This is a genomic window from Leptospira harrisiae (assembly GCF_002811945.1).
GTDB classification, from domain to species: Bacteria; Spirochaetota; Leptospiria; order Leptospirales; family Leptospiraceae; genus Leptospira_A; species Leptospira_A harrisiae.
Genome location: NZ_NPDX01000001.1, coordinates 374,687 through 395,007, shown reverse-complemented (window position 1 = coordinate 395,007; position 20,321 = coordinate 374,687). Strand labels below are relative to the sequence as shown.

Here is a 20,321-nt window from a genome sequence, read left to right as displayed (position 1 = left end):
TTTTCTCACAATATCTAACATTTGAATTCGAAGCCAGAACTCCTCTATTTAACTTTTTCAAGGAATCACCTCAAATTGTACCGTTGTACAAGGCGTAGTTGGATAATCAGAAGATACAGAAAAATTGTATTTCAATCCTGACGGCCCAGTCGTAAATCGATACTTTTTTCGAACGGAAGTGGAAAGCACTGGAGAACTTAGAGCCAAGGGAGTTGAAAGACTTTCGTTATCACACGCAGGATCATAGTCCGAACTTCTAAACAATGTCTCAAACCAAATGACAAAAAGACCTTCGGCATCGCTCCGGCTTTCTTTCTTTAGGTCTTCACACGATACAAAACTTAAAACAATTAGACATAAAAGTATAAATCGTTTCATACAATTTCAGATGGAACATTCAATAATTTGCTCGAAGTAGACATTTTCACGGTAATGCCTCAAAGGTGATTGTAGAACATTTAGTCGTTGGGTATGATGTTGAATTCGGCTGAATCAAAATCAAAATCATCTGGTTTGCAAAAGAAGGAATGACACATGTTTGAGTAGCACCAGAAACATGATTAGAAAATGTCCCCGAATCACAATTTACGTCAGAGTTAGTGGCATAAAAATTTGGTTTCGCACAGTTATAAATAAAAAGAGTCACTCCACAATTTGGATAGTCTCCTGAAAGTGAAAACGCATATTTTAAGCCGCTGGCACCTGTTATGATGCGATACCTCTGACTGAAGGAGCCTATAGTCACAAGGCTGTTCAAAGAAAGAGGAATCGATTGATTAGGATTATCGCAAGCGGAATCATACCCTGAACTTCTAAACAATGTCTCAAACCAAATCACAAAAAGCCCTTCGGCATTGCTTCGGCTTTCTTTCTTTCTTTAGGTCTTCACACGATACAAAACTTAAAAAAAACAGCAGTAATATTATCAATTGCTTCATATTACTTACCTCCCTCTCCTAATTGCTTCATCAATGGCGGCTTTGCGAAGTGTAACGAGCCATTGTAAGTTTGTCTCGATGATTTGTTTTTCTGATTCCGGTAAATTCGCAAAATAGTCCGTCAGATACGAATGAGCAACAACCCCAAGGAAAGAATTGCCTCGTAAATGAGACAATTGTTTGGATGATAGTTTTGAAACGTCTTCAAGTGCTTTGCATAAAAATCATTCATACTCTTTACTTTCTCTTGGTATCGTGCTTCCTGCTCACTCGGAGAAAGTGTCCTTTGTGGAAGCGGTGTTCCATTCTTCCAAGCTAGAGCCTCCTCATCCATTGCAGCGGGTGATAAAAAAACATATCGATTGAGTTCTGTAAAGTCGGATGTAGTTTTTTGCAAAGACTCTGGAGTTAAAAGTTTTTGCGCATCCAATCCTTCTTCCATAGAGAGAGACGCCGTCAGCTCCTCCTCACTCGGGAAGTAAATCGCATTGGGATCATACGGATCCGTTAGATTATGTCCCGTTTGTCCACCCGATCCCTGCATTCCCAAAAGAAGTGGAGTGAGTTTAGCAGATATTGCTTTTTTTCGATCGGACTGGCTAGGAATCGAATTTGAGCAATCAGCAAAAAGGAAACCTAAGGAAACCTAAGGAAACCTAAGGAAACCAAGATTAGTATTCTTATTTTCATATGGATATAATAACGGTTAGTTTATAAGTCTAAAAACCGAAGGTCAATACTATTTTCGTATACCAAGTGCTAAATGGTTATTTTATAGAAAAGAGAATGATTTTTTTTTCCAGCTTCGCTTAAACCCATCTCACCTACTTTAAAACTATTCTAGAAACTTTCAAATTTTTCCCTTCGAGCGAGTTCCGCAAATAACCAAACGTTTTTTCCTTTCAAAACAAACAAAGTCCGCTAAGTTATTCCTTATGTTCGAATCGTTTTCCAATTCCGAAATCCTTTCCGGTATGATCACCCCAGCAGTGCTTGTTTCGGCTTGCGCTAGTTTGATATTTTCCACAGCCAATCGGCTTGGGCGTATTTTTGATCGAGTGAATCTTTTGAAATCGGAAGTGGAACTTCTATTAGACGGGAAAAGAAGTTTTCACACAGAACGAATGGTCTATATGCGCCACCAACTTTCTGTTCAAAAAAAAAGGGCCGTCCTCATCCAACGTTCGATGGCCTTTTTGTATTTGGCAACATCCCTATTTGTGATTTCGAGTTTGACACTGGCCATCACTCTTGCCTTTGCCAAAGAATTGTCCTGGATCCCCACAGTCGTTGCTTTATCTGGTGGGATTTGTTTGTTCCTTGCCAGTGCCCTTCTTTTTTACGAAAGTAGATACAATCTAACATTCATTAATCGACAAATTGAATTTACGGAATTTTTAGAAAGAGAAGTGCAAAAAAAATAAAAAGTAAAAACCATTTTCAGAAAAACATTGCCCAAAAGGAATTGGTTGATTTTCCTTTGGGGCGCCTCGAATCCGTTAGCTGATAAACATAGATTCTAAAACCGACCGCGTTATCCGCTCCAATCTTTTGCTTTGCGAAAGGATTTCCGCTACTACCGCTGGCGCCAGGGACCAGAAGGGCTTGGTCCGAGGAGGCTGTAAGCCTGCAAGGACGGGAGCGAACGCGGACCCCGAATGAGGCCCGCCCGGGCGCCCAAAGTACCAACTATGAACTTATCGGAATTAAAATCGGGGATTTTGGGAAGTGGAGTGCGGAAAACGGCGGGTCGTGATAGATGGAAGTCATTGGGTGGCGGGTCTAGTTCCCCACCCTCAGATCGGGTGGGGAAAGTGTACCCTGCACCCCACCCCTACCGCCCCCATTTTGTAACAAATCTGACAAAAAAAAACGATTTTCCTGTCACCTTGGCTTTCTAGAACGGTAAGTAAAAATTAGATTCGGAAATTCCTTCATGAGAGAAATCAAAACTGTCACGATTTTAGGTGCCAACGGAGCCATGGGTTCTGGAAGTGCAGGCGTCATTGCTGCCTTCGGTGGTGCTAAAGTCCATATGCTCGCTAGAGATGTAGAAAAAGCAAAACAGGGTATCGAAGCCGCTGTCGCATCCGTAAAAACGGATACAATCCGCGCACGAATGATCCCTGGTTCCTACGATGCGGATCTGGAAAAAGCTGTCGCAGAGTCAGATTGGGTATTCGAACTCGTGGCGGAAAGTTACGAAGTCAAAGAACCGATCAATGCTCGCATTGCAAAAGCGCGCCGTCCGGGAACCATCGTTTCCACTGTGTCCTCTGGACTTTCTATAGGTCGTTTGGCAAAAGCTTACGATGAAGATGGTCAAAAACACTACTACGGAACGCATTTTTTTAACCCTCCTTATAAAATGATCCTTTGTGAACTCGTCACTCACTCTGGTAACGATAAAAAAGTCACACAAGCGTTAGGTGAATATCTAGACAAAGTTCTAGGTCGTGCAGTCGTTTATACAAATGACACTCCTGCATTTGCTGGAAACCGTATCGGATTTCAGTTGATGAACGAAGTGGCTCACTTTGCTGAAAAGTATGCTGACAAAGGTGGAATCGCACTTATGGACGAAATCATGTCTGGTTACACTGGACGTGCTATGGGCCCACTTGCCACTGCTGACTTCGTAGGTCTTGATGTTCACAAAGCCATCGTAGACAATATTTACGACAACACAAAAGATGAAGCACACGAAACATTCAAACTTCCTGGTTACTTCCAAAAATTAATCGATGCTGGTAAACTTGGTATGAAATCTGGTGGTGGTCTCACAAAAGTTGTAAAACACGCTGACGGGAAACGTGAGAAGTTTGTTTACAATATCAAAACGGGTGAGTACGATCCGTACCCAAAATTTGATATTCCTTTTATCAAAGAAGCTCGCCAAAAAATCAAAGAATCGGACTACAAAGGTGCGATGGAAGTAGTAAAAAAAGCAAATGGCTTCGAAGCAGACATTGCTCGTTACTTCATTTCACGTTACATTAGTTATTCGCTCTCTCTCGTGGGAGAAGTAGTTGATACAAAAGAAAACACTGATGGCGCTATGGGATTTGGTTTTAACTGGGTTCCTGCTTCTGCATTTGTTGATTTCCTTGGTGGACCAAAAGAAACAATCAAACTTATGGAAACGTCTAAAATACCAGTTCCAAAACTTTTAAAAGATGCAAAAGAAGGCAAAAAGTTCTACGAACTTGGCGACAAACTGGATGCAAGGTCTCTCTTCAAAGGTTAATTAGGAGTATCATATGAGTGAAAAAGTATTCGTATTAGGCGGAGAACAAACCGACTTCCAAAGAAACTGGACAAAAGAAGGAAAAACCTTCATGTCCATGATGCGTGAAGTATTAGATGATGCTCTTGAAAAAGTGGGCATCAGTTATGATGAAATCAAACGATTGAACAAAGAAAACCGTGTGGCTGTGTTTGTTGGTAACTTCGATGCTGAACAGTATGCCAACCAAGGCCACTTGGGTGCTTTTTTAACAGAAGTAAACCCAGCTCTTTTTGGAGTTCCTGGTGCACGTTACGAAGCAGCTTGTGCTTCTGGTTCCGTTGCCCTTGATGCTGCCATCACACATATCCGTGCGGAAGATTACGATCTAGCGATTGTTCTTGGTGTGGAAGTGATGAAAACTGTATCTTCTTCTGTGGGTGGTGACTTCCTAGGAACAGCTGCATATTACGAAAAAGAAGCGAAGGGAGTTCAATTTCCTTTCCCTAAACTTTTCGGAAAACTAGCAGATGTCATCCTCGAACGTTACGAACTCAAAGAAGAACGTTTTATGGATGCTCTTGCAGAAATTTCACGTATCAACTACGCAAACGCAAAACGTAACCCAAAAGCACAAACTCGCACATGGTTCATGAACAAAGAACATGCGATGGCTCGTGGTGGTGATAACAATATGGCTGTGGGTGGAAGACTTTGTATCACTGACTGTTCACAAGTAACAGACGGTGCTGCTGTCACTCTTCTAGCATCTAAAAGTTATACAAAAGAATACGCTAAAAAAACTGGTCGTAAATTTGATGACATCCCTCGCATCAAAGGTTGGGGACACCGAGTGGCACCAATTACGTTTGAAGCAAAAAAACTAGAATCCGTTGGGGACAAATACATCCTTCCATGGACTCGCCAAACAGTAAAAGATGCTTACAAACGTGCTGATTTAGATGTAAAAAACATTGATGTGTTCGAAACACATGACTGTTTTACTTCTTCTGAATATGCTGCGATTTCTGCATTCGGAATCTCTGAACCAGGGAAAGAACACATTGCCATCGAAGATGGAACCATTGACTTTGGTGGTAAAAAACCAATCAATCCATCTGGTGGACTCATTGGTGTGGGTCACCCAGTAGGTGCATCCGGTGTTCGAATGATGCTCGATCTCTACAAACAAGTCACAAACACGGCAGGAGACTACCAAGTAAAAGGAGCTAAGAATGGTCTTATGCTCAACATCGGTGGATCTGCGACTACAAACTTCGTGTTTATCTTAGGTAAATAGTAACAATTAAGAGGAGTCGGAATTAGTCCGATTCCTCTTATTTCTTCTGAATTTGCCTTTTTTCATTTTCTATAAATCAAATTAACGGCAAAAATATCTTTGCAAAAAACAAATCTTCAATGTAATACTTTTATTCTATGGGGTATTTAGATGTCGCACGATAGCACTAAGAAAAAAATTCACTCCATCAGAATCACTTTACTCTATTGACTTTTTGTTTATTATCATTCCGCTTTTTGGATCTCTTTACTTTTTTTCTTACACGGTAATAGTAATTTTAAAATTTCTAAGCAATTGTGCAAAATAGAATATGGATTAAAACTATTCTCTGCAGAAATTCACAAACCCAAAGTAAACCTTTGGGTTTTTTATTTTCTTCGAATTTCACCAGCCAAATCGGTTCCCGGTGCCACGGTATTGAAGACGGTTCCATACTTTTTGATATTCTCATGTAACAGGCGCAGACGATCTTCAGATTCTTCCGTGTCGACAATGATTTGATAACGAATGGATTCCATTTTGGGTGGGACATCTTGTCGGATTCCATCGACGATGACCTGAATCCCTTTGAGTTGAAAATGAAGGATGGGAGCCACTCTTTCTACTCCTTTGATGATACAGGCCGAAAGAGCCGAAAGTAACAGCTCCGCAGGATTGAAGGCATTTGGATTCCCGGCCATATCCGTATCTAATACGATTTCTGCCGATTTACACCGAGATAAACTCGAATGGGAATCAACTCGTGAAGTTTCCACATGGAAGTTCATTTTTGGTTTTGCATTTGGGTCTGGATTTGTCATTGCCTTACCTGATAATGTGTATACTACGTGTCCTCAAAACTGAAATCGAAAGGCGGCAGAATCCAACCGGTCTGCTACCGAACCTAAATTAGTGATAGACTCTTCAATAGCAGCAACCGTTTGTTTTTGTTCGTTCGCTGCAGCAGACAACTCTTCCACAATTGCTGAAGTATTGATGAGTTGCATTTGAATCTTTTCCATATTTCCCAAAACATTTCCAGACATCAATTCTGTACCTGCTGTTGATCCATTGATCTTTTCTGCACTATTCTTTGTTTCTTCTGCATTCTTTAAAATTTTATTCATTTCCAATTGGACCGTTTCAAACTCTAATGAACCCACCTCCACTTCGGTAAGTCCTTCCTGAATATCAGAGACTGTTTGCAAAATTTTTGATGTTAATTCATTGATGAAGGCAGAAATTTCTTTAGCAGATTGATTGGATTGGTCTGCCAGTTTCCCTACTTCTCCAGCGACGACAGCAAATCCTCTTCCCGCATCCCCTGCTCTTGCTGATTCAATGGATGCATTTAAAGAAAGTAAGTTTGTTTTTTCGGAAATAGCGGTGATGGTCTCTGTAATCTTTCGAATGGCTTTGGTTTTTTCACCAAGTTCTTTAATGACTTCAGAAGTTTTCAAAATTTGTTTCCTTGCTTTTTGGAATTGAGTCATTGCTTTATCAGAACAATCCTTTCCCACCAAAGAAAAATGAAATGATTCTGTGGATTCTGTTTGTACGACATTTGATTCAGTTCGTATATTACAGATTAGTTGATTTAAGGAATCCATTTCCTGAAAGATACTATCCGAACTTTCACGAGTGATAATGCTAGAATCAGCCAATGAAAACATCGCCTTAGATAATTCTTGAAATGCTACATGAATATGTTCAACAGCATAAGTGAGTGCTCCAATTTGTGTTTTTACAATTTCTGCATTTCCAATCAATTGAGAAATCATTCCTCTAAACTCAAACTGTGTTTTTTTGATCATTGGGAAAATCTGAGAATAATCACCGCCATTTTCAAACGTTACATCAAACTTTAGATTTCCATTATACAAATTTCCAAGATATTCTTTTACTTTCAAAAAAGCTTTTTTATTATTGTGAATCGATAAAAATCCAAAACTTGCGACCAACAAAAACAATACAAACCCAAAAATTGAGACCAATGGATTGGAAAGAAAAACCAAACTAGAATACGATTTCAATGAAAATAGAATCAACAAAAGACAACTAACTATAGTTTGTACAATAAAAATAGAAGACATTGAAAATCCAAAGTTCAAACTTCCCTTGGTTTCGAGTTTCAAATTTCCCGCATTCAATTTTGTGTAATAGTTATCTGCTTTGTGAATTTGTTCTTTGGTTGCTTTTGTCCTCACCGACATATATCCAATATGTTGTCCATCTTGGTAGATTGGTGAAACGTTTGCATCTACCCAATAATAATCACCGTTTTTACACCGATTCTTAACAACCCCTACCCAAGAATTTTGAGATTTGATCGTATCCCACATATCTTGGAAAGCCGCTTTTGGCATATCAGGGTGGCGTATTAAGTTGTGAGGTTGGCCTATGAGTTCATCTTCTTTATATCCACTAATGCGTAAAAAATCCTCATTCACATAGGAGATAATCCCTTTTAAATCTGTCTTAGAAGTGACTTTAGTTCCTTCTTGAAACTCCACTTCATTCTTTGTTACAGGAAAATTCTGACGCATGTATTCTTTGTATTTTGGCGCAGAGGATCGTCCAAGTACAATTTGCGAAAATTAAAATTCAAATCTGAATCTATGATCCTCCATTTTTACCAAAAAAACCGGCGTCAAAACATTGTTCTTTTTTCGATTTTTGAGGTAAGATTGAGAATGATTGATTCATCAAATAACATAACTATCGATAGGTGAACACGCTTTAAAAAAGGAATTTTAAGGTTTTATTGAGACCTAAATTCCGAAATTTTTTAGAATCAAAATATAATTTTTCTATTTTAAAGATTATCTGAAAATCCAACCCTTCGACTTGACTTTTACTAATTGATCCTCCAATATATGCAGAAACTGGAAGGGAAGATCAGGTGACAATGTGAAACGAGAAACTCTTTTCTGGGATCTTACTCTTAAACTAGAAGCATTCACTCACACGGTTCCCGTCCCCTTTGCTGTGTACTATGCAATCATCACCCAAAAGATGGAAACTGAACATTGGCGAATCTTCATTGCCCTTTGTGTGGTTTTTGCAACTGGGATTGGTCTTCTTGGAACTTTTGTTCGTCATCTCCTACTCAAATATGTATTTGCAAAAATAGAAAGGATTCAAATTCCAACAGCTGGAATTTCTTCGTTATCAAAAGAAGAATTGGAATATGCAAAATCGGTTAAAATACTCCTTTTTCGTTACCCTTTACTCGAAGCAATCATAATCGTAATACGCTGGTTATCTGGCGTAATTCCAATTAGTTTTTTGTTTTTCTATTTGGTGACTTATATGCCATCGGTTCTACGATCTGCCATTTTTACGTTTGTAATGATCGCCCCTGTTTCATTTGTTACTTACTATTTTATTTCAGAAAGTAGTGTTCGCCAACTTTTTGACCTTCCACAAATCAAAAACGTTGAACTTCAGGAAAAGGACATACCTAAGTTTAATTATTTCGCAAGGATTCTAGTCGCATTTTTTAGTTTGGCCGCTCTTCCCTTTGTAATCTTTTCCTACATTCTCTATTCACTGGCAATGGGTGAAATTGCTGTCAAAGAACCTATGATTCCCATTGTTACAGTTTCTTTTATTTTTATCATCCCACTAGTCGTCTGTTCGTATGTGGTCGCCAAATCTGTAAATGAAGGTCTAAACGAAACAAGTAGGTCATTAGGAGAACTTTCTAAAGGAAATTTTGATGTAGTTGTTACTCCCAAATCAAGTGATGATTTCGCAAAACAAGCATTTTACTTAAGTTCGGTTATCTCTAAATTAAAGGGAATGTATGAAGAAATTCGAAATTTAAATGAAGGATTGGAGGAAAAAGTTACACAGAGAACCAACGAACTCAACCAAACTCTAAAGGATATCAGTAACTTAAAAATCCAACAAGATGGAGATTACTTTCTCACCTATCAGTTGCTAAATCCACTAGCAATCAAAGATGTAGAGAGTAAAAAACTAGAAGTGGACCATCTTGTCCGACAGAAAAAAGTATTCGAATACAAAAACCAAAGATATGACATTGGAGGAGATATCAATATCTCTCATTCCATAGTTTTACAAAATAAAAGATTCTTATTATTTGCCAATGCAGATGCTATGGGAAAATCTATGCAGGGTGCTGGCGGAGCCTTGGTATTTGGCGCCGTATTTCAATCCATTGTTCAAAGAACAAAAACGGACCCTGGTTACCAAGCATTAGGTCCAGAGGATTGGCTAAAATACAATCTTCAAGAAATGCATATGATCTTTGAAGCCTTTGATGGAACAATGCTTGTTTCACTCACCATGGGACTTTTAGAAGAAGATTCGGGCCGGTTATTTTTTCTAAACGCAGAACACCCTTCCATTGTTTTATATCGAAATAAAAAAGCAGAATATCTATCTGCCGATGTATCCTACAGAAAATTAGGAACTTTAGGTGCGATGCCGATCCAACACATCAAAGAATTTCAGCTTAAACCTGGTGATATACTGATCATTGGTTCAGATGGAAAGGATGATCTTTTGCGTTTAGATGAAGAAGGGAAATGGGAAGTGAATTCAGACGAACAAGTTTTTTTAAAACTCGTTGAAGCAACTGAAGGCAACTTACTCGCCATCACAAAACAAATTGAAACCCTAGGCCAAGTCATCGACGATATTTCGTTGATACGAATTTGTTATTTACCAAAAAATATTTCCTAATCAAAAACTGAATTCACCCAAAGTTCAGAATTTTATTCTCCGGATTCTCCATCCCCAACGTCCAATACTTGAGTCCAGGAATGAACCAAACAAAATTAAAACTCCCCATCAAAATGGGATATGGATTGGCAGAAACTGGAATAACGGCCGTTCAACTATTCACACAAATTTATTTACTCAAATATTATACTGAAATTGTCGGTTTAAACTCTAGTTTGGCCGGCATTGCCCTTTCCATTTCAGTGCTTTGGGATGCCGTGAGCGACCCTCTAATGGGCCGTATTTCTGACCACACAGATACCAAATGGGGGCGCAGAAGACCTTATATCCTATTGGGTGGAGTTTTGCTTTCTCTAGCAGTCCTTCTCCTCTTTTCACCTCCCCACCTAACAACACAAATAGGAAAATTTTCATACCTTTTATCTGTTTATCTTTTTGTTAACACTGCAATGACTATAATCTCTGTTCCTCATATTGCCTTAGGAGGTGAACTCAGTTTCGAAAGGAACGAAAGAACTTCTGTTTTTGGCTGGAGATTGTTTTTTAGTAATATAGGTATGCTTATTGGGATGATTGTTCCTGCTGCCATTTTACAATCTTTAGGTGATGAATCCTCTAAAGAAAACATTATTCTTTCGCGGACAACGGCAGGAGAAATAGTTTCATTGGTGATTTTGGTATCTTCAATCATTACCTTTCTTGTGACAAAAGGAAAAGACCAAACCAAAAGTAATCCGGACCATAAAATTCCATTTGTTTTAGCTTTTGTTTCTGTATTAAAAAACAAAATGTTTCTTATCTTGCTTTTTGCATTTATTATTGCAACGATTGGAAGGACGTTCAACTCAGCCATTGCACTTTATTATTATGAATTTAGATTGGGACTCAAAGAATCTTTAGTTGTTATCAATATACTATTACCATTTTTTCTAGTCCTTCTCCTCTCGATTGGTTTCTGGGTTTGGATCGCTAAAAAAATTGGGAAAAAGATTCCCGCATTCCTCGGAGTTTTTTGTTTGGGAATTCTTACTGTTATCGCCTATCCCCTGTTTCCTTATGGAGAACTAAGACCTCCGCTGATCGTTGCATTTATCGGAGGAATTTGTGCAGGTTCCATCCTTATCATGGATTCCATCCTCACTGATGTTGTGGACTATGATGAATTCAAAACGGGGGAAAAACGGGAAGGATTGTATTTTGGAATTTGGAAGATGGGAGTTAAATTTTCGCAAGCATTTGGAATTGCAATCACCGGATTTTTACTCGATATGATCGGATTTCAAAATGGAGCAAGTATACAATCGCAAGAAGTTGGATTTCGCCTAGCAATGATTTTTGGCCCTGGAGTGGGATTCTTTTTTATTTTCGGCTCCATCCTCTTTTTATTTTTCCCGCTCTCTGACAAAAAACACATCCAAGTCCAAAGAATCTTATTGAAACGAATGGAAAAGAGATCCAAACTTAAAGGATAAAACATTATGAAACCAGGTCGAACCATTCAATTCATTGCATTTTTGTTAATTTACTTCATCGTACCATTCTGTGCTTGTTTATTCACTCTCTTATTTGCAAATTATACAGCTTCTGCATTTTTACCTGATAAGTTCTTAGCATTATTCGAAGCTACACAAATCAAAAACGACCAAACATTAGCAATTTTTACTTGGGCTCCCTTTCCGATCATTACACTCTTTTTGTTTTTCTATAGTTTACCGATCGCAAAATTTCTTTTTTCCAACAAAGGATGTAACTTCATTTCAGAAGAAAGGGCGAGGCATCGAATTGTTCACTCACCTCTTACCATTAGTATATTAGGATTTATTGGTTGGGAGCTTTCTAATTTTTTAAGTGTATGCCGAATCGACTCTTTGTTTCCAGACGCACCTCACCAGAGTATTGTTACAGTTTCTATATTATTCGGATTTTGGGGTTTATTTGCTTTTGCTTTTTCTTATGCCACTACCACGTATTTAAATAAACTCCTGATCATACCTTGTGTATTTCCTGAAGGTGGGCTTGGGAAATACGCACATGGAAAACAATTTTCCATCGTCACCAAACAGTTTATTTTTTGGGCTGCATCAACTCTTTTCCCAATCGTATTACTAATCTTTGGAATTTTACTAAGAACCAATCAAAACATTTTTAATTTACACGAACTGGTGCACAATGATGTTCTTTTTGAAGTCATTGCCATTATGCTTGTTTTTTCCTTTGCATTTGCTATGTCTTTTGCATCGAGTTTACAACATCCACTCAATCAAATTGAAAAAGCGACACAGCTGATCAAAGAACAAAAGTTTGATACTCGGGTTAATATTTTTAGTTCCGATGAATTAGGTTTACTTGGTGATGCTGTGAATGAAATGGCAGAAGGCCTTGCGGAAAGGGAAAGGATCAAAGATACTTTTGGTAGGATTGTAGACCCAAGAGTGAGGGATTACTTACTATCCAACGAACACAGTTTAGGCGGTAAAGTCGTAGAAGCTACTATTTTATTTTCTGACCTTCGAGATTTCACAACACTTTCGGAAAAAAGAAAACCAGAAGAAGTATTATACATCCTCAATCGTTATTTCCAAGAAATGAGTAATGCCATTGAAATCCATGGCGGATTTATTAATAAATTCATTGGAGATGCTATCCTAGCAGTGTTTGGAACTCCCATACCAATGGCAGACCACGCCGAACGTGCGTTTGCAACAGCCCTACAAATGCAAAAGAATTTAGATTCGCTCAATGCTCAATTTTTAAAGGAAGGGCTTACCGAATTAAAAATGGGAGTGGGAATCCATACGGGCAGCCTCCTTGTAGGAAATATTGGCTCTGCCAACCGAATGGAATTTACCGTGATTGGTGATACAGTCAATACCGCTTCTCGCGTAGAAGGTCTTTGTAAAGGCCTAAAGAAAAACCTCCTGCTCACAGAAAACACATCTGTCCTTTTGCCAGAATCCATTAGGTCCAAACTAAAGTCCGAAGGCGAATATGAACTAAAAGGAAGGGAGACAAAAGAACAAATTTATTCCTATTCTGAAATTGAATAAAATGGTTGAACCAAATCTAAAAACTTCACAAAATGGGGAAGTTATGAAGTTTTCACTTGGAATATTTTTGGTTTGCCTTTCTTTTGTTTCGTGTAACGAAATCAAGTTGGTAAATACCAAAGACATTTTAGACCTTTTGGAAGGTGATGGAACACAAGGTGGATATTCTTCATCAGGTTCTTCAAGTTCTTCTTCAAATTCATCCACTAACAGCGGAAATTCGAACAATCTAAACCACTATGGTCTCACAGATTCGGCAACAGGAACGAATACTTATGGATCTACGGGTTCCACTGTTGGAAACCCGCTCGGATATTAATCTTTTTCTTTATTTAATAAATTCAAAAAAATCATCCATCAAGGGTCTAAAACAAGACCTGATAGTAATTTTGGCGACCTTCTCATTTTTTGGCCCATAATTCAAAATGATATCGTTCGGATCGCGAATGAAGGAAAAGATTTTGTTGATCTGCATTTCTGCGTGACCATCTCTAATTTTGATTACGTATTCAAATTCATGTTCATTGGCATCCACTTCTCCAATTCCATAAGGAACGTAACATTTGATGAGGCCAATTCCTTTGAGTTCGCCCGTGTCCTGGTTTTCCATTTCGATTTTGGAAAGTTCAGGATCTAATTTATATTCCAACCATTGTTTCGCTTTTAGAAAACTTCGAGTTTTTTGGTAGGTTTTATGGTCTCTTGCGTCTTCTGTGGTTCGGTATTTGGAAGAAACTATCCAAAGTTTCAAACACATCGAGTTTTGAAAGAAAAGGAAAAATACAGTTAAAAGGATGAGTCGTTTTGCCATCATTTCTATGCTTCTCTTTCCTCACCCGGCTCGCAAAACAAATCTTCACAGAGATGGAAAATTTTCTCCTTATTGGGAAGTACAGGGAAGGGCACTACATTCGGTGGCAATAGGGATGTGTTCTGGTTTGTTTTTTTGATCTTATGTCTCTTGGACTCGATTCTATCTCTCACCTTATTATTTTCGGAACTGCCCTCCCCCATTCTGGAGTGCCCAAATAAAAATTGGATTGAATTTGTCGGGGCATCACTTTCAATCTTGATCATGCCCGATTTTGATCGTATTGATCTTATGAATTATGCCATGTACGGAAACGATTTTGATCCCCAATGGGATGAGATCCGTGCATTTTTAAAAACGAATGTATCTGCTCAAAAAGAGTTAGAAGAGATTAAAAGAACCGTTCCAAGCCCGCATCTAGGAAAAAAACGTAGAGAGCCGCTTACCACTGATCCGAGAGAGTCCAATAGTGGCAGCGGAATGGGACAGGAAGTCAGAACTCCCGCCGGAGACCCTTCTACCAAATCTTGGTGGCAAAAAATCTTAGGAGAATGAAATGGAAAACACCGTAGACCAAGTCAAAAAGAATGTTGAGAACATCAAAAAGTTTGTGACTCCGTTCTTTAATTTGGCGGTAAACACAACAGTCTACGGTTACCATAACATAGTACCCAATGGCAAACTCATCCTCACTTGCAATCATAGAAGTGATATGGATCCCTTTGTGATTGGTTCTGTCTTTCCTCGATTTATTTCTTGGATTGCTGCGGAGTACACCACTCGCATTCCTCTCTTTAAAGATTTGGTGGAAAAAACAGGAACCATTCCTATGGCCATCGATGGAAATATCTCTATGGCCAGTATCAAAAAGGTACAACAAGTTTTTAAAAACGGAGATGTACTTGGGATTTTTCCAGAAGGCCATGACTATATGGTGCAAAATGATTTTTCTGCTCCTCTTGCCAATTTCCATTCGGGTTTTGCTGCTTTCAGTCTTAGAAACAAAGTGGATATCCTACCGACAGTCATCATTCCCGATGAAGAAACAGTTACCGATTATCCCATCCCCCCATTGGTACGTGCCTTTATGGGGATGCCTAAAGAAGTTTGTGATATCAAACGTCGAGTGGTTTATAAAAAAATCAATGTTGTGTTTGGGGAAGTGATCAAATACGAAAACTATGCTCACCTACCGCTTGACAAGGGTATGGTGGAGGTTTCAACCGAAACCAAACGTAGAATGGGTGAATTACAAAAAGTAGATTATTTGAAAAAATAATCTACTACTAACTCAAATAACAGAGTATTTATTTGCCCTGGTTCGCAAAACTTTTGTTAGCTTACTTGCTAACAACTGGAAGCAGAATCGACACCATGGCCGATTCACTTACACGAATGTGTATCTAAACTTCTACTTCTCCAGAAAACACTTCCTTCGCAGGCCCTGTCATCATTACTGATCCATTTTCTTTCCATTCGATATTGAGGGTTCCACCACGAAGATCAATTTTTACCGATCTTCCTGTTTTACCATTTAAGATGGAAGCAACGGTCACAGCACAGGCCCCAGTCCCACAAGCCAAGGTTTCCCCGGCCCCTCTTTCCCAAGTCCTTTGGTAAAGATGGTCCTTTCCCCGAACCGAAACAAATTCCACATTCACCCTTCTTGGGAAAAGTGGGTGGTTTTCAATGAGAGGTCCAATCTCCCGCACCGGGAAGGCATCGGCATCGTCCACATAAATCACACAATGAGGGTTCCCCATACTAACAGCTGTAAAATGATACTTCTTTCCTTGGACTTCCAAGACTTGGTTGATGACTGGTTCGTCACCTGTCCATACAATGGGAACAAGGGATGGTTTGAGGATGGGTTCACCCATATCCACAGTTACCATTTCTACTTTGCCATTGTTTCCTGTTTTTAGGTCGAGGGTGAGAACACCTTTACCAGTTTCAATGGTTGGCTTTTGGTTTTTAGTCAGACCATGGTCAAAAACAAATTTTCCCACACAACGGACTCCATTCCCACACATCTCTGAAGAACTTCCATCAGAGTTGTACATGTCCATTTGGAATTCACCGGTTTTTGAGTTACGGATAAAAATCACCCCGTCTCCACCAATTCCGAAATTGCGGTCGGATAGTTTTTGGATTTGTTCGGGACTGAGACGAATATCGTTTTTCGTTGCATCGATATACACATAGTCATTTCCAATTCCTTCCATTTTGGTGAAGTTGATTTTCATTTAATCCTCTCTTATCTCACCCCATGTTTTTTTCATCATGAATGTTGGCAAGCCGGATCAAGGTTTTTTAGTTTGACCCTTGTTCTCATCATTTAGACTGACTCTCAGACCATGAAATCTTGTATCCTTTGCCAATCTGCCGAGTCCAAAACCGTTTTCAATGAAAATGGAACCCCTATTTTAGAATGTAAAAAATGTGGACATGTATATTCCTCTTATGAACAAGAAGAACATTACGAAGGTTATTGGGACGGAGCAGAACAAACCTATGATTTAAAATGGTGGGATGATGCACACCGAGCTGTGTATTCCGATTTCATTTCGACTTACTTAAAACAGGAGAAAGGAAACTTACTCGATGTGGGTTGTGGGCTTGGATTTTTTGTGAAGGCAGTGCTTACCAAAAAACCAGGTTGGTCTGCCGTTGGTTATGAAATTTCCAAACAAGCTGTCAAATTTGCCAACGAACAAAATGGAATGAAAACTGTGTATGCGGGTCTTGTCCAAGATTCCAAACTTCCTAAAGAAAGTTTTGATATCATCACTTTATGGGATGTGATCGAACACATTCCCAAACCACATTCTTTACTCACTTACCTACACGGACTACTGAAACCCGGTGGGATTCTATTTTTACAAACTCCCAACTTTCCCATCCAACTAGCAAAAGCAAATCTAAAGGTAAAATTAAAAGGGATGCAGGAAGGGGTTCATTACCTAGAAGCAAAAGACCACGTCAACAATTACAAGATGCATACATTGGCAGAACTAGGAAAACAATGTGGATTTATAAAACCAAAATACAAAGTGCTTATGCCCATCCTTTCTGTATCTGGAAGCAAAAGCAAACTTGCCGTTTATTTAAAGTTAGCTTATTATTATTTTACAAAACTAATCTTTACTTTAAGTTTTAGAACCATCAACTGGAACAATACTTTATTTTTGACCTTAAAGAAGCCATGATTTCCCTATCATCCATTCTTGCAGTTTTATTTTTAATCCTAGGAGTGATCTTATCTCTCTATGGAGTCTGGACTTGGTCCGATCCTATGTATGAAAAATCTCTAGGGTGGAATCTTAATTTGATTTGGGGAGGAGTGGTGTTTTCTGTGGGAGTATTGTTTGGGATTGGGAACCGGATTGCCACCCGATTCCCTAAAGAACCGAATCCTTAAGCTGCGACTCTTTCTAAAACAAGTGAAAGGAAAGGAATGAAGTCGCTGAGTAATTCAGGAAGTTCGTATTCCAAAATATCGCCAGCATAAACTATATCATTTTTTTCCATGGCCGATGCAATGTTGGAAAGTGTTTCATTTAAACTTGTGATCACATCCGATAGTTTTTTATCTTCAATCGCAAGAGATTGCCAATCCAGTTCCGCATGACGAGTTTGCACAGAAACAAGTGCTGACATAAGTCCTGTTAACCGACCAACTGCATCATTTAAAATCTCAGAAGCCAAATGATCTTTTCCAGATTGGAAGTTTTCATTTACCAACATAAAATCTTTGATGATTTTATCTTTATCGACAACGAATCGAGTGATAATTTCGATCAATTCACTTTCGTCCATACGCATTACCGCAAGGCGAGTGCTAAGATCCATAAGGAAAAGTTTTACATCACGAAGGTCTTCTAAAAATGTTTCAATGGCTTTTGTGGAATCTAAAACTTCTGATCCATTTTGTAAGGACTCCAAAATTTCTTCTACGTTTTTGCCTTTCCCCATTGGTTGGATGAGGTTTAAGTTTAAATTCAGAATTTTTGTTGTGGTGCGAATCATGGAAATGATCCAAGGAATTCCTTCTTTTAAATCCTCTGTTTCTTTTTCCGTCAGAGAATCACGACCAACAAGAGTACTTCCCACTTTATCTACGTAGTTATCTACTTCCCAAAGGCTATCTTCGATCACATCCAATTCTTCACCTACAAACAAATCTAGGCGTTCTGTTTCTTCCACGCCCACAGCGTTTAAATCGGAACGGTTCAACTCCTTCCCATTCACAGTGAAATGGCGTAGATACTTTCCATTGGATTCAATCCACTTTTGAATTTCATCCAACACTTGGCCAAGGTTTGTTTCGCCATCTAGTTTAGTATCTAATTGTTGTTCGTTGATATAAATATTCATCATTCCCCACCGTTCCCTCTAAACATATTATTCTGTAAATAGTTTCCAACTGATTTGTTTTTTCCCACACCTTGTTCCATGTAGAGAAATCGTTGTTTCAGCTTGGCTTCAAAACTAATGAGATGAGACTCATGTTCTTTGATTTTTTTATTATTTCCTGAGACACTTTCTTCCAAAAGTTTTACTTTGCTTGTGACAATTCCGGAGGCATATTGATTATAAGGTTTTAGAATTTCAAGTAATCGAATTCCAACCCCCTCTTCCATTTTTGCATCGTTGTTCGGATCGGACGCAAATAAATCACGAACCCCATCTGGGTTTTCAGAAAGGACGGCAATCAAACGTTCTTGATCAATTTGTAAAAGCCCATCTTGGATTTTTTCCCAATTGGATCCTACTGCTCCCGTGGAGATTCCGATGTCGGTTAAAACTCGAAATCCATTCTCTTTTGTAGCAGGATAATATGAGTTAGCTGTTGTTTTTAGAGAGGCAATGAGTCTTAGGATTGCATTTTCACCAGCAAGAATTCCTGATTTGGATTTGTTATCCCAAAAGTCCTTTGAGATGTCTGCTGATTTGGAATCATCACTTTCTTTTTTATCAGAAATTTTTCCATTTTTTTCTACGGAAGTGACTTCCTTAGAAAACTTCATAAGTTCATTATAAGCATCCACCCATTCTTTGATCAGGGCAGATCCTTTGGCATGATCCACATGAATTTTTAAAGTAACAGGTTCTTCGGTCACTTTATGAACATTAAACGAAATTCCTTCCAATACATCCGCAATCCCTTCGTTAGATTCACGAGTGATTTCCACGCCATCAATTTTGATTTTAAGATCTTTTCCTTCTTGTAATACCTTTAATGGTTCTGCCGTTCCTGGTGCTTGTGGTGTGACAAGGGTCACGGATTTAATGAGAACTGGTGTGGTTGCAGCATTAGAAAGTATAATTGATGTTAGATTTTTATCGCTTGCAAAATCTCCAGCCAAAAAAACATATTTGGATTCTGTTTTGGTGATGGGAAGGAATTTATTGCGAACACTTCCATCCTTTTCAAATCCAATTCCCAGCTCCATCACTGCAGGAGCTTCACCGATGATTTCAACTTCAACAAAAGCTCTTTCTTTGATTTCTGTTACGGCAACAGGAATCGAAAATGCAGTGTCTGGTTTGATACTGATTCCTTCTTCGGATTGGATCAGTTTTTCCGTTTCGGATTCTGATTTTTTAAACTTAGTTTGGTCCCAAACCTTTGATTTAGCAACATCCAGAGATAACAGTTGTTTAGTATCTTCTACACTGGCTTTGTTTTCGCCAACTAGGCCTGCTAGTTTTAAAATTCCATTGGGATCAGCAAATTGAAGTTCATTTTTTTTGCCAGTCTTAACTGAGGTCACCGTAAGGATAGAAGAGTCTTTATCTATTTTGATGATAGAAGTGTCAGCAATCCCCCCTGCCATATTTTTGATGGCGGTAGTGAGTTCACTTAATGTCCCACCTGGGAAAGTCACAACCTCTTTGGATTTTCCAGAATAGATAGTAAAACTTCCTTCTGGCAAACGAATGTCTGAATCGATGGCAACACCAGATAACTGATGTTTGCTTGCCATTTCCGTGATTTCTAAAGCTCGGTTTCCTGATTTGGCAGCGCGAGAAGCCTCCCCAGTGATCACACCTTCAACTGAAGAAGAAACCGATTTGGTAGCAAAGGGAGCGGTAAAGGAAACAAGGGCACGGGTTTTGGTTTGTAGGTTGGCGGAAAGATTTTTCACTTCTCCCCAGATTTGTATCTGTGCCTTGGCGTATTCGTTTTCGGTTTCCCATCGTTTGATGGGCCGGCGTTCGAGTTCGACCAGTTTTTTAACGATATCGTTTGTATTTTGCCCAGTCATTAGACCCGGCATGGTGTATGCTGGCATATCGTCCC

General features: G+C 38.9%; 19 protein-coding genes. 11 read left to right on the top strand and 8 right to left on the bottom strand.

Features of this window, described 5'->3' with window-relative positions:
- Positions 1 to 424 precede the first annotated feature (424 nt).
- Positions 425 to 838 carry a hypothetical protein gene (locus tag CH364_RS01890; RefSeq protein WP_243401201.1) on the bottom strand — a complete coding sequence of 138 codons (414 nt, stop codon included), beginning with the start codon at positions 836 to 838 and terminating at the stop codon, positions 425 to 427.
- Positions 839 to 1,059: 221 nt separating this feature from the next.
- On the bottom strand, positions 1,060 to 1,482 hold the full coding sequence (locus CH364_RS01885; RefSeq protein WP_243401200.1) for a hypothetical protein: 423 nt from the start codon (positions 1,480 to 1,482) through the stop codon (positions 1,060 to 1,062).
- 391 nt (positions 1,483 to 1,873) lie between these two features.
- On the opposite strand from CH364_RS01885, the gene CH364_RS01880 reads away from it, so the two are divergent.
- The 3 genes from CH364_RS01880 to CH364_RS01865 all read left to right on the top strand — a co-directional run bounded on the left by CH364_RS01880 (position 1,874) and on the right by CH364_RS01865 (position 5,464).
- A complete protein-coding gene (locus tag CH364_RS01880; protein ID WP_100741933.1) occupies positions 1,874 to 2,362 on the top strand; it encodes a DUF2721 domain-containing protein in 489 nt (162 codons plus the stop codon).
- A 512-nt stretch (positions 2,363 to 2,874) separates the two neighbouring features.
- Positions 2,875 to 4,185: a 3-hydroxyacyl-CoA dehydrogenase family protein gene (locus tag CH364_RS01870; protein WP_100741931.1), complete on the top strand. Its 1,311-nt coding sequence runs from the start codon at positions 2,875 to 2,877 to the stop codon at positions 4,183 to 4,185.
- Between the two features lie 13 nt (positions 4,186 to 4,198).
- Positions 4,199 to 5,464, top strand: coding sequence for an acetyl-CoA acetyltransferase (locus CH364_RS01865; protein WP_100741930.1), 1,266 nt, complete (start codon positions 4,199 to 4,201; stop codon positions 5,462 to 5,464).
- A 368-nt stretch (positions 5,465 to 5,832) separates the two neighbouring features.
- On the opposite strand, the gene CH364_RS01860 is transcribed toward CH364_RS01865, so the two are convergent.
- Positions 5,833 to 6,264 carry an OsmC family protein gene (locus CH364_RS01860; RefSeq protein WP_100741929.1) on the bottom strand — a complete coding sequence of 144 codons (432 nt, stop codon included), beginning with the start codon at positions 6,262 to 6,264 and terminating at the stop codon, positions 5,833 to 5,835.
- 33 nt (positions 6,265 to 6,297) lie between these two features.
- Positions 6,298 to 7,989, bottom strand: a complete 1,692-nt coding sequence (locus CH364_RS01855) for a methyl-accepting chemotaxis protein (protein WP_100741928.1) — start codon at positions 7,987 to 7,989, stop codon at positions 6,298 to 6,300.
- A 364-nt stretch (positions 7,990 to 8,353) separates the two neighbouring features.
- On the opposite strand from CH364_RS01855, the gene CH364_RS01850 reads away from it, so the two are divergent.
- The 4 genes from CH364_RS01850 (at position 8,354) to CH364_RS01835 (ending at position 13,522) form a co-directional block, all read left to right on the top strand.
- Positions 8,354 to 10,156 carry a SpoIIE family protein phosphatase gene (locus CH364_RS01850; RefSeq protein WP_100741927.1) on the top strand — a complete coding sequence of 601 codons (1,803 nt, stop codon included), beginning with the start codon at positions 8,354 to 8,356 and terminating at the stop codon, positions 10,154 to 10,156.
- Positions 10,157 to 10,236: 80 nt separating this feature from the next.
- A complete protein-coding gene (locus tag CH364_RS01845) occupies positions 10,237 to 11,628 on the top strand; it encodes an MFS transporter (RefSeq protein WP_100741926.1) in 1,392 nt (463 codons plus the stop codon).
- A gap of 6 nt (positions 11,629 to 11,634) precedes the next feature.
- A complete protein-coding gene (locus CH364_RS01840) occupies positions 11,635 to 13,203 on the top strand; it encodes an adenylate/guanylate cyclase domain-containing protein (RefSeq protein WP_207762200.1) in 1,569 nt (522 codons plus the stop codon).
- 43 nt (positions 13,204 to 13,246) lie between these two features.
- Positions 13,247 to 13,522 carry a hypothetical protein gene (locus CH364_RS01835; RefSeq protein ID WP_243401199.1) on the top strand — a complete coding sequence of 92 codons (276 nt, stop codon included), beginning with the start codon at positions 13,247 to 13,249 and terminating at the stop codon, positions 13,520 to 13,522.
- A gap of 9 nt (positions 13,523 to 13,531) precedes the next feature.
- Here CH364_RS01835 and CH364_RS01830 read toward each other — a convergent pair whose 3' ends face one another.
- Positions 13,532 to 14,017, bottom strand: a complete 486-nt coding sequence (locus CH364_RS01830; protein ID WP_100741923.1) for a DUF4468 domain-containing protein — start codon at positions 14,015 to 14,017, stop codon at positions 13,532 to 13,534.
- A 261-nt stretch (positions 14,018 to 14,278) separates the two neighbouring features.
- Here CH364_RS01830 and CH364_RS01825 point away from each other — a divergent pair, with 261 nt between their 5' ends.
- On the top strand, positions 14,279 to 14,569 hold the full coding sequence (locus CH364_RS01825; RefSeq protein WP_100743342.1) for a hypothetical protein: 291 nt from the start codon (positions 14,279 to 14,281) through the stop codon (positions 14,567 to 14,569).
- A 1-nt stretch (position 14,570) separates the two neighbouring features.
- On the top strand, positions 14,571 to 15,293 hold the full coding sequence (locus CH364_RS01820; protein ID WP_100741922.1) for a lysophospholipid acyltransferase family protein: 723 nt from the start codon (positions 14,571 to 14,573) through the stop codon (positions 15,291 to 15,293).
- 124 nt (positions 15,294 to 15,417) lie between these two features.
- On the opposite strand, the gene dapF is transcribed toward CH364_RS01820, so the two are convergent.
- A complete protein-coding gene (dapF, locus tag CH364_RS01815; protein ID WP_100741921.1) occupies positions 15,418 to 16,260 on the bottom strand; it encodes a diaminopimelate epimerase in 843 nt (280 codons plus the stop codon).
- Positions 16,261 to 16,371: 111 nt separating this feature from the next.
- On the opposite strand from dapF, the gene CH364_RS01810 reads away from it, so the two are divergent.
- Both CH364_RS01810 and CH364_RS01805 read left to right on the top strand, forming a co-directional pair.
- Entirely contained in the window at positions 16,372 to 17,223 is an 852-nt protein-coding gene (locus CH364_RS01810; protein WP_100741920.1) for a class I SAM-dependent methyltransferase, read from the top strand.
- Complete coding sequence (locus tag CH364_RS01805) at positions 17,220 to 17,435, top strand: hypothetical protein (RefSeq protein ID WP_100741919.1); 216 nt, start codon at positions 17,220 to 17,222, stop codon at positions 17,433 to 17,435. The genes CH364_RS01810 and CH364_RS01805 overlap by 4 nt, the downstream gene beginning before the upstream one ends.
- Here the strand turns inward: CH364_RS01805 and CH364_RS01800 are convergent.
- A complete protein-coding gene (locus tag CH364_RS01800; protein WP_100741918.1) occupies positions 17,432 to 18,394 on the bottom strand; it encodes a hypothetical protein in 963 nt (320 codons plus the stop codon). The genes CH364_RS01805 and CH364_RS01800 overlap by 4 nt on opposite strands.
- Complete coding sequence (fliD, locus tag CH364_RS01795) at positions 18,391 to 20,313, bottom strand: flagellar filament capping protein FliD (protein WP_100741917.1); 1,923 nt, start codon at positions 20,311 to 20,313, stop codon at positions 18,391 to 18,393. The genes CH364_RS01800 and fliD overlap by 4 nt, the downstream gene beginning before the upstream one ends.
- Positions 20,314 to 20,321: the final 8 nt, after the last annotated feature.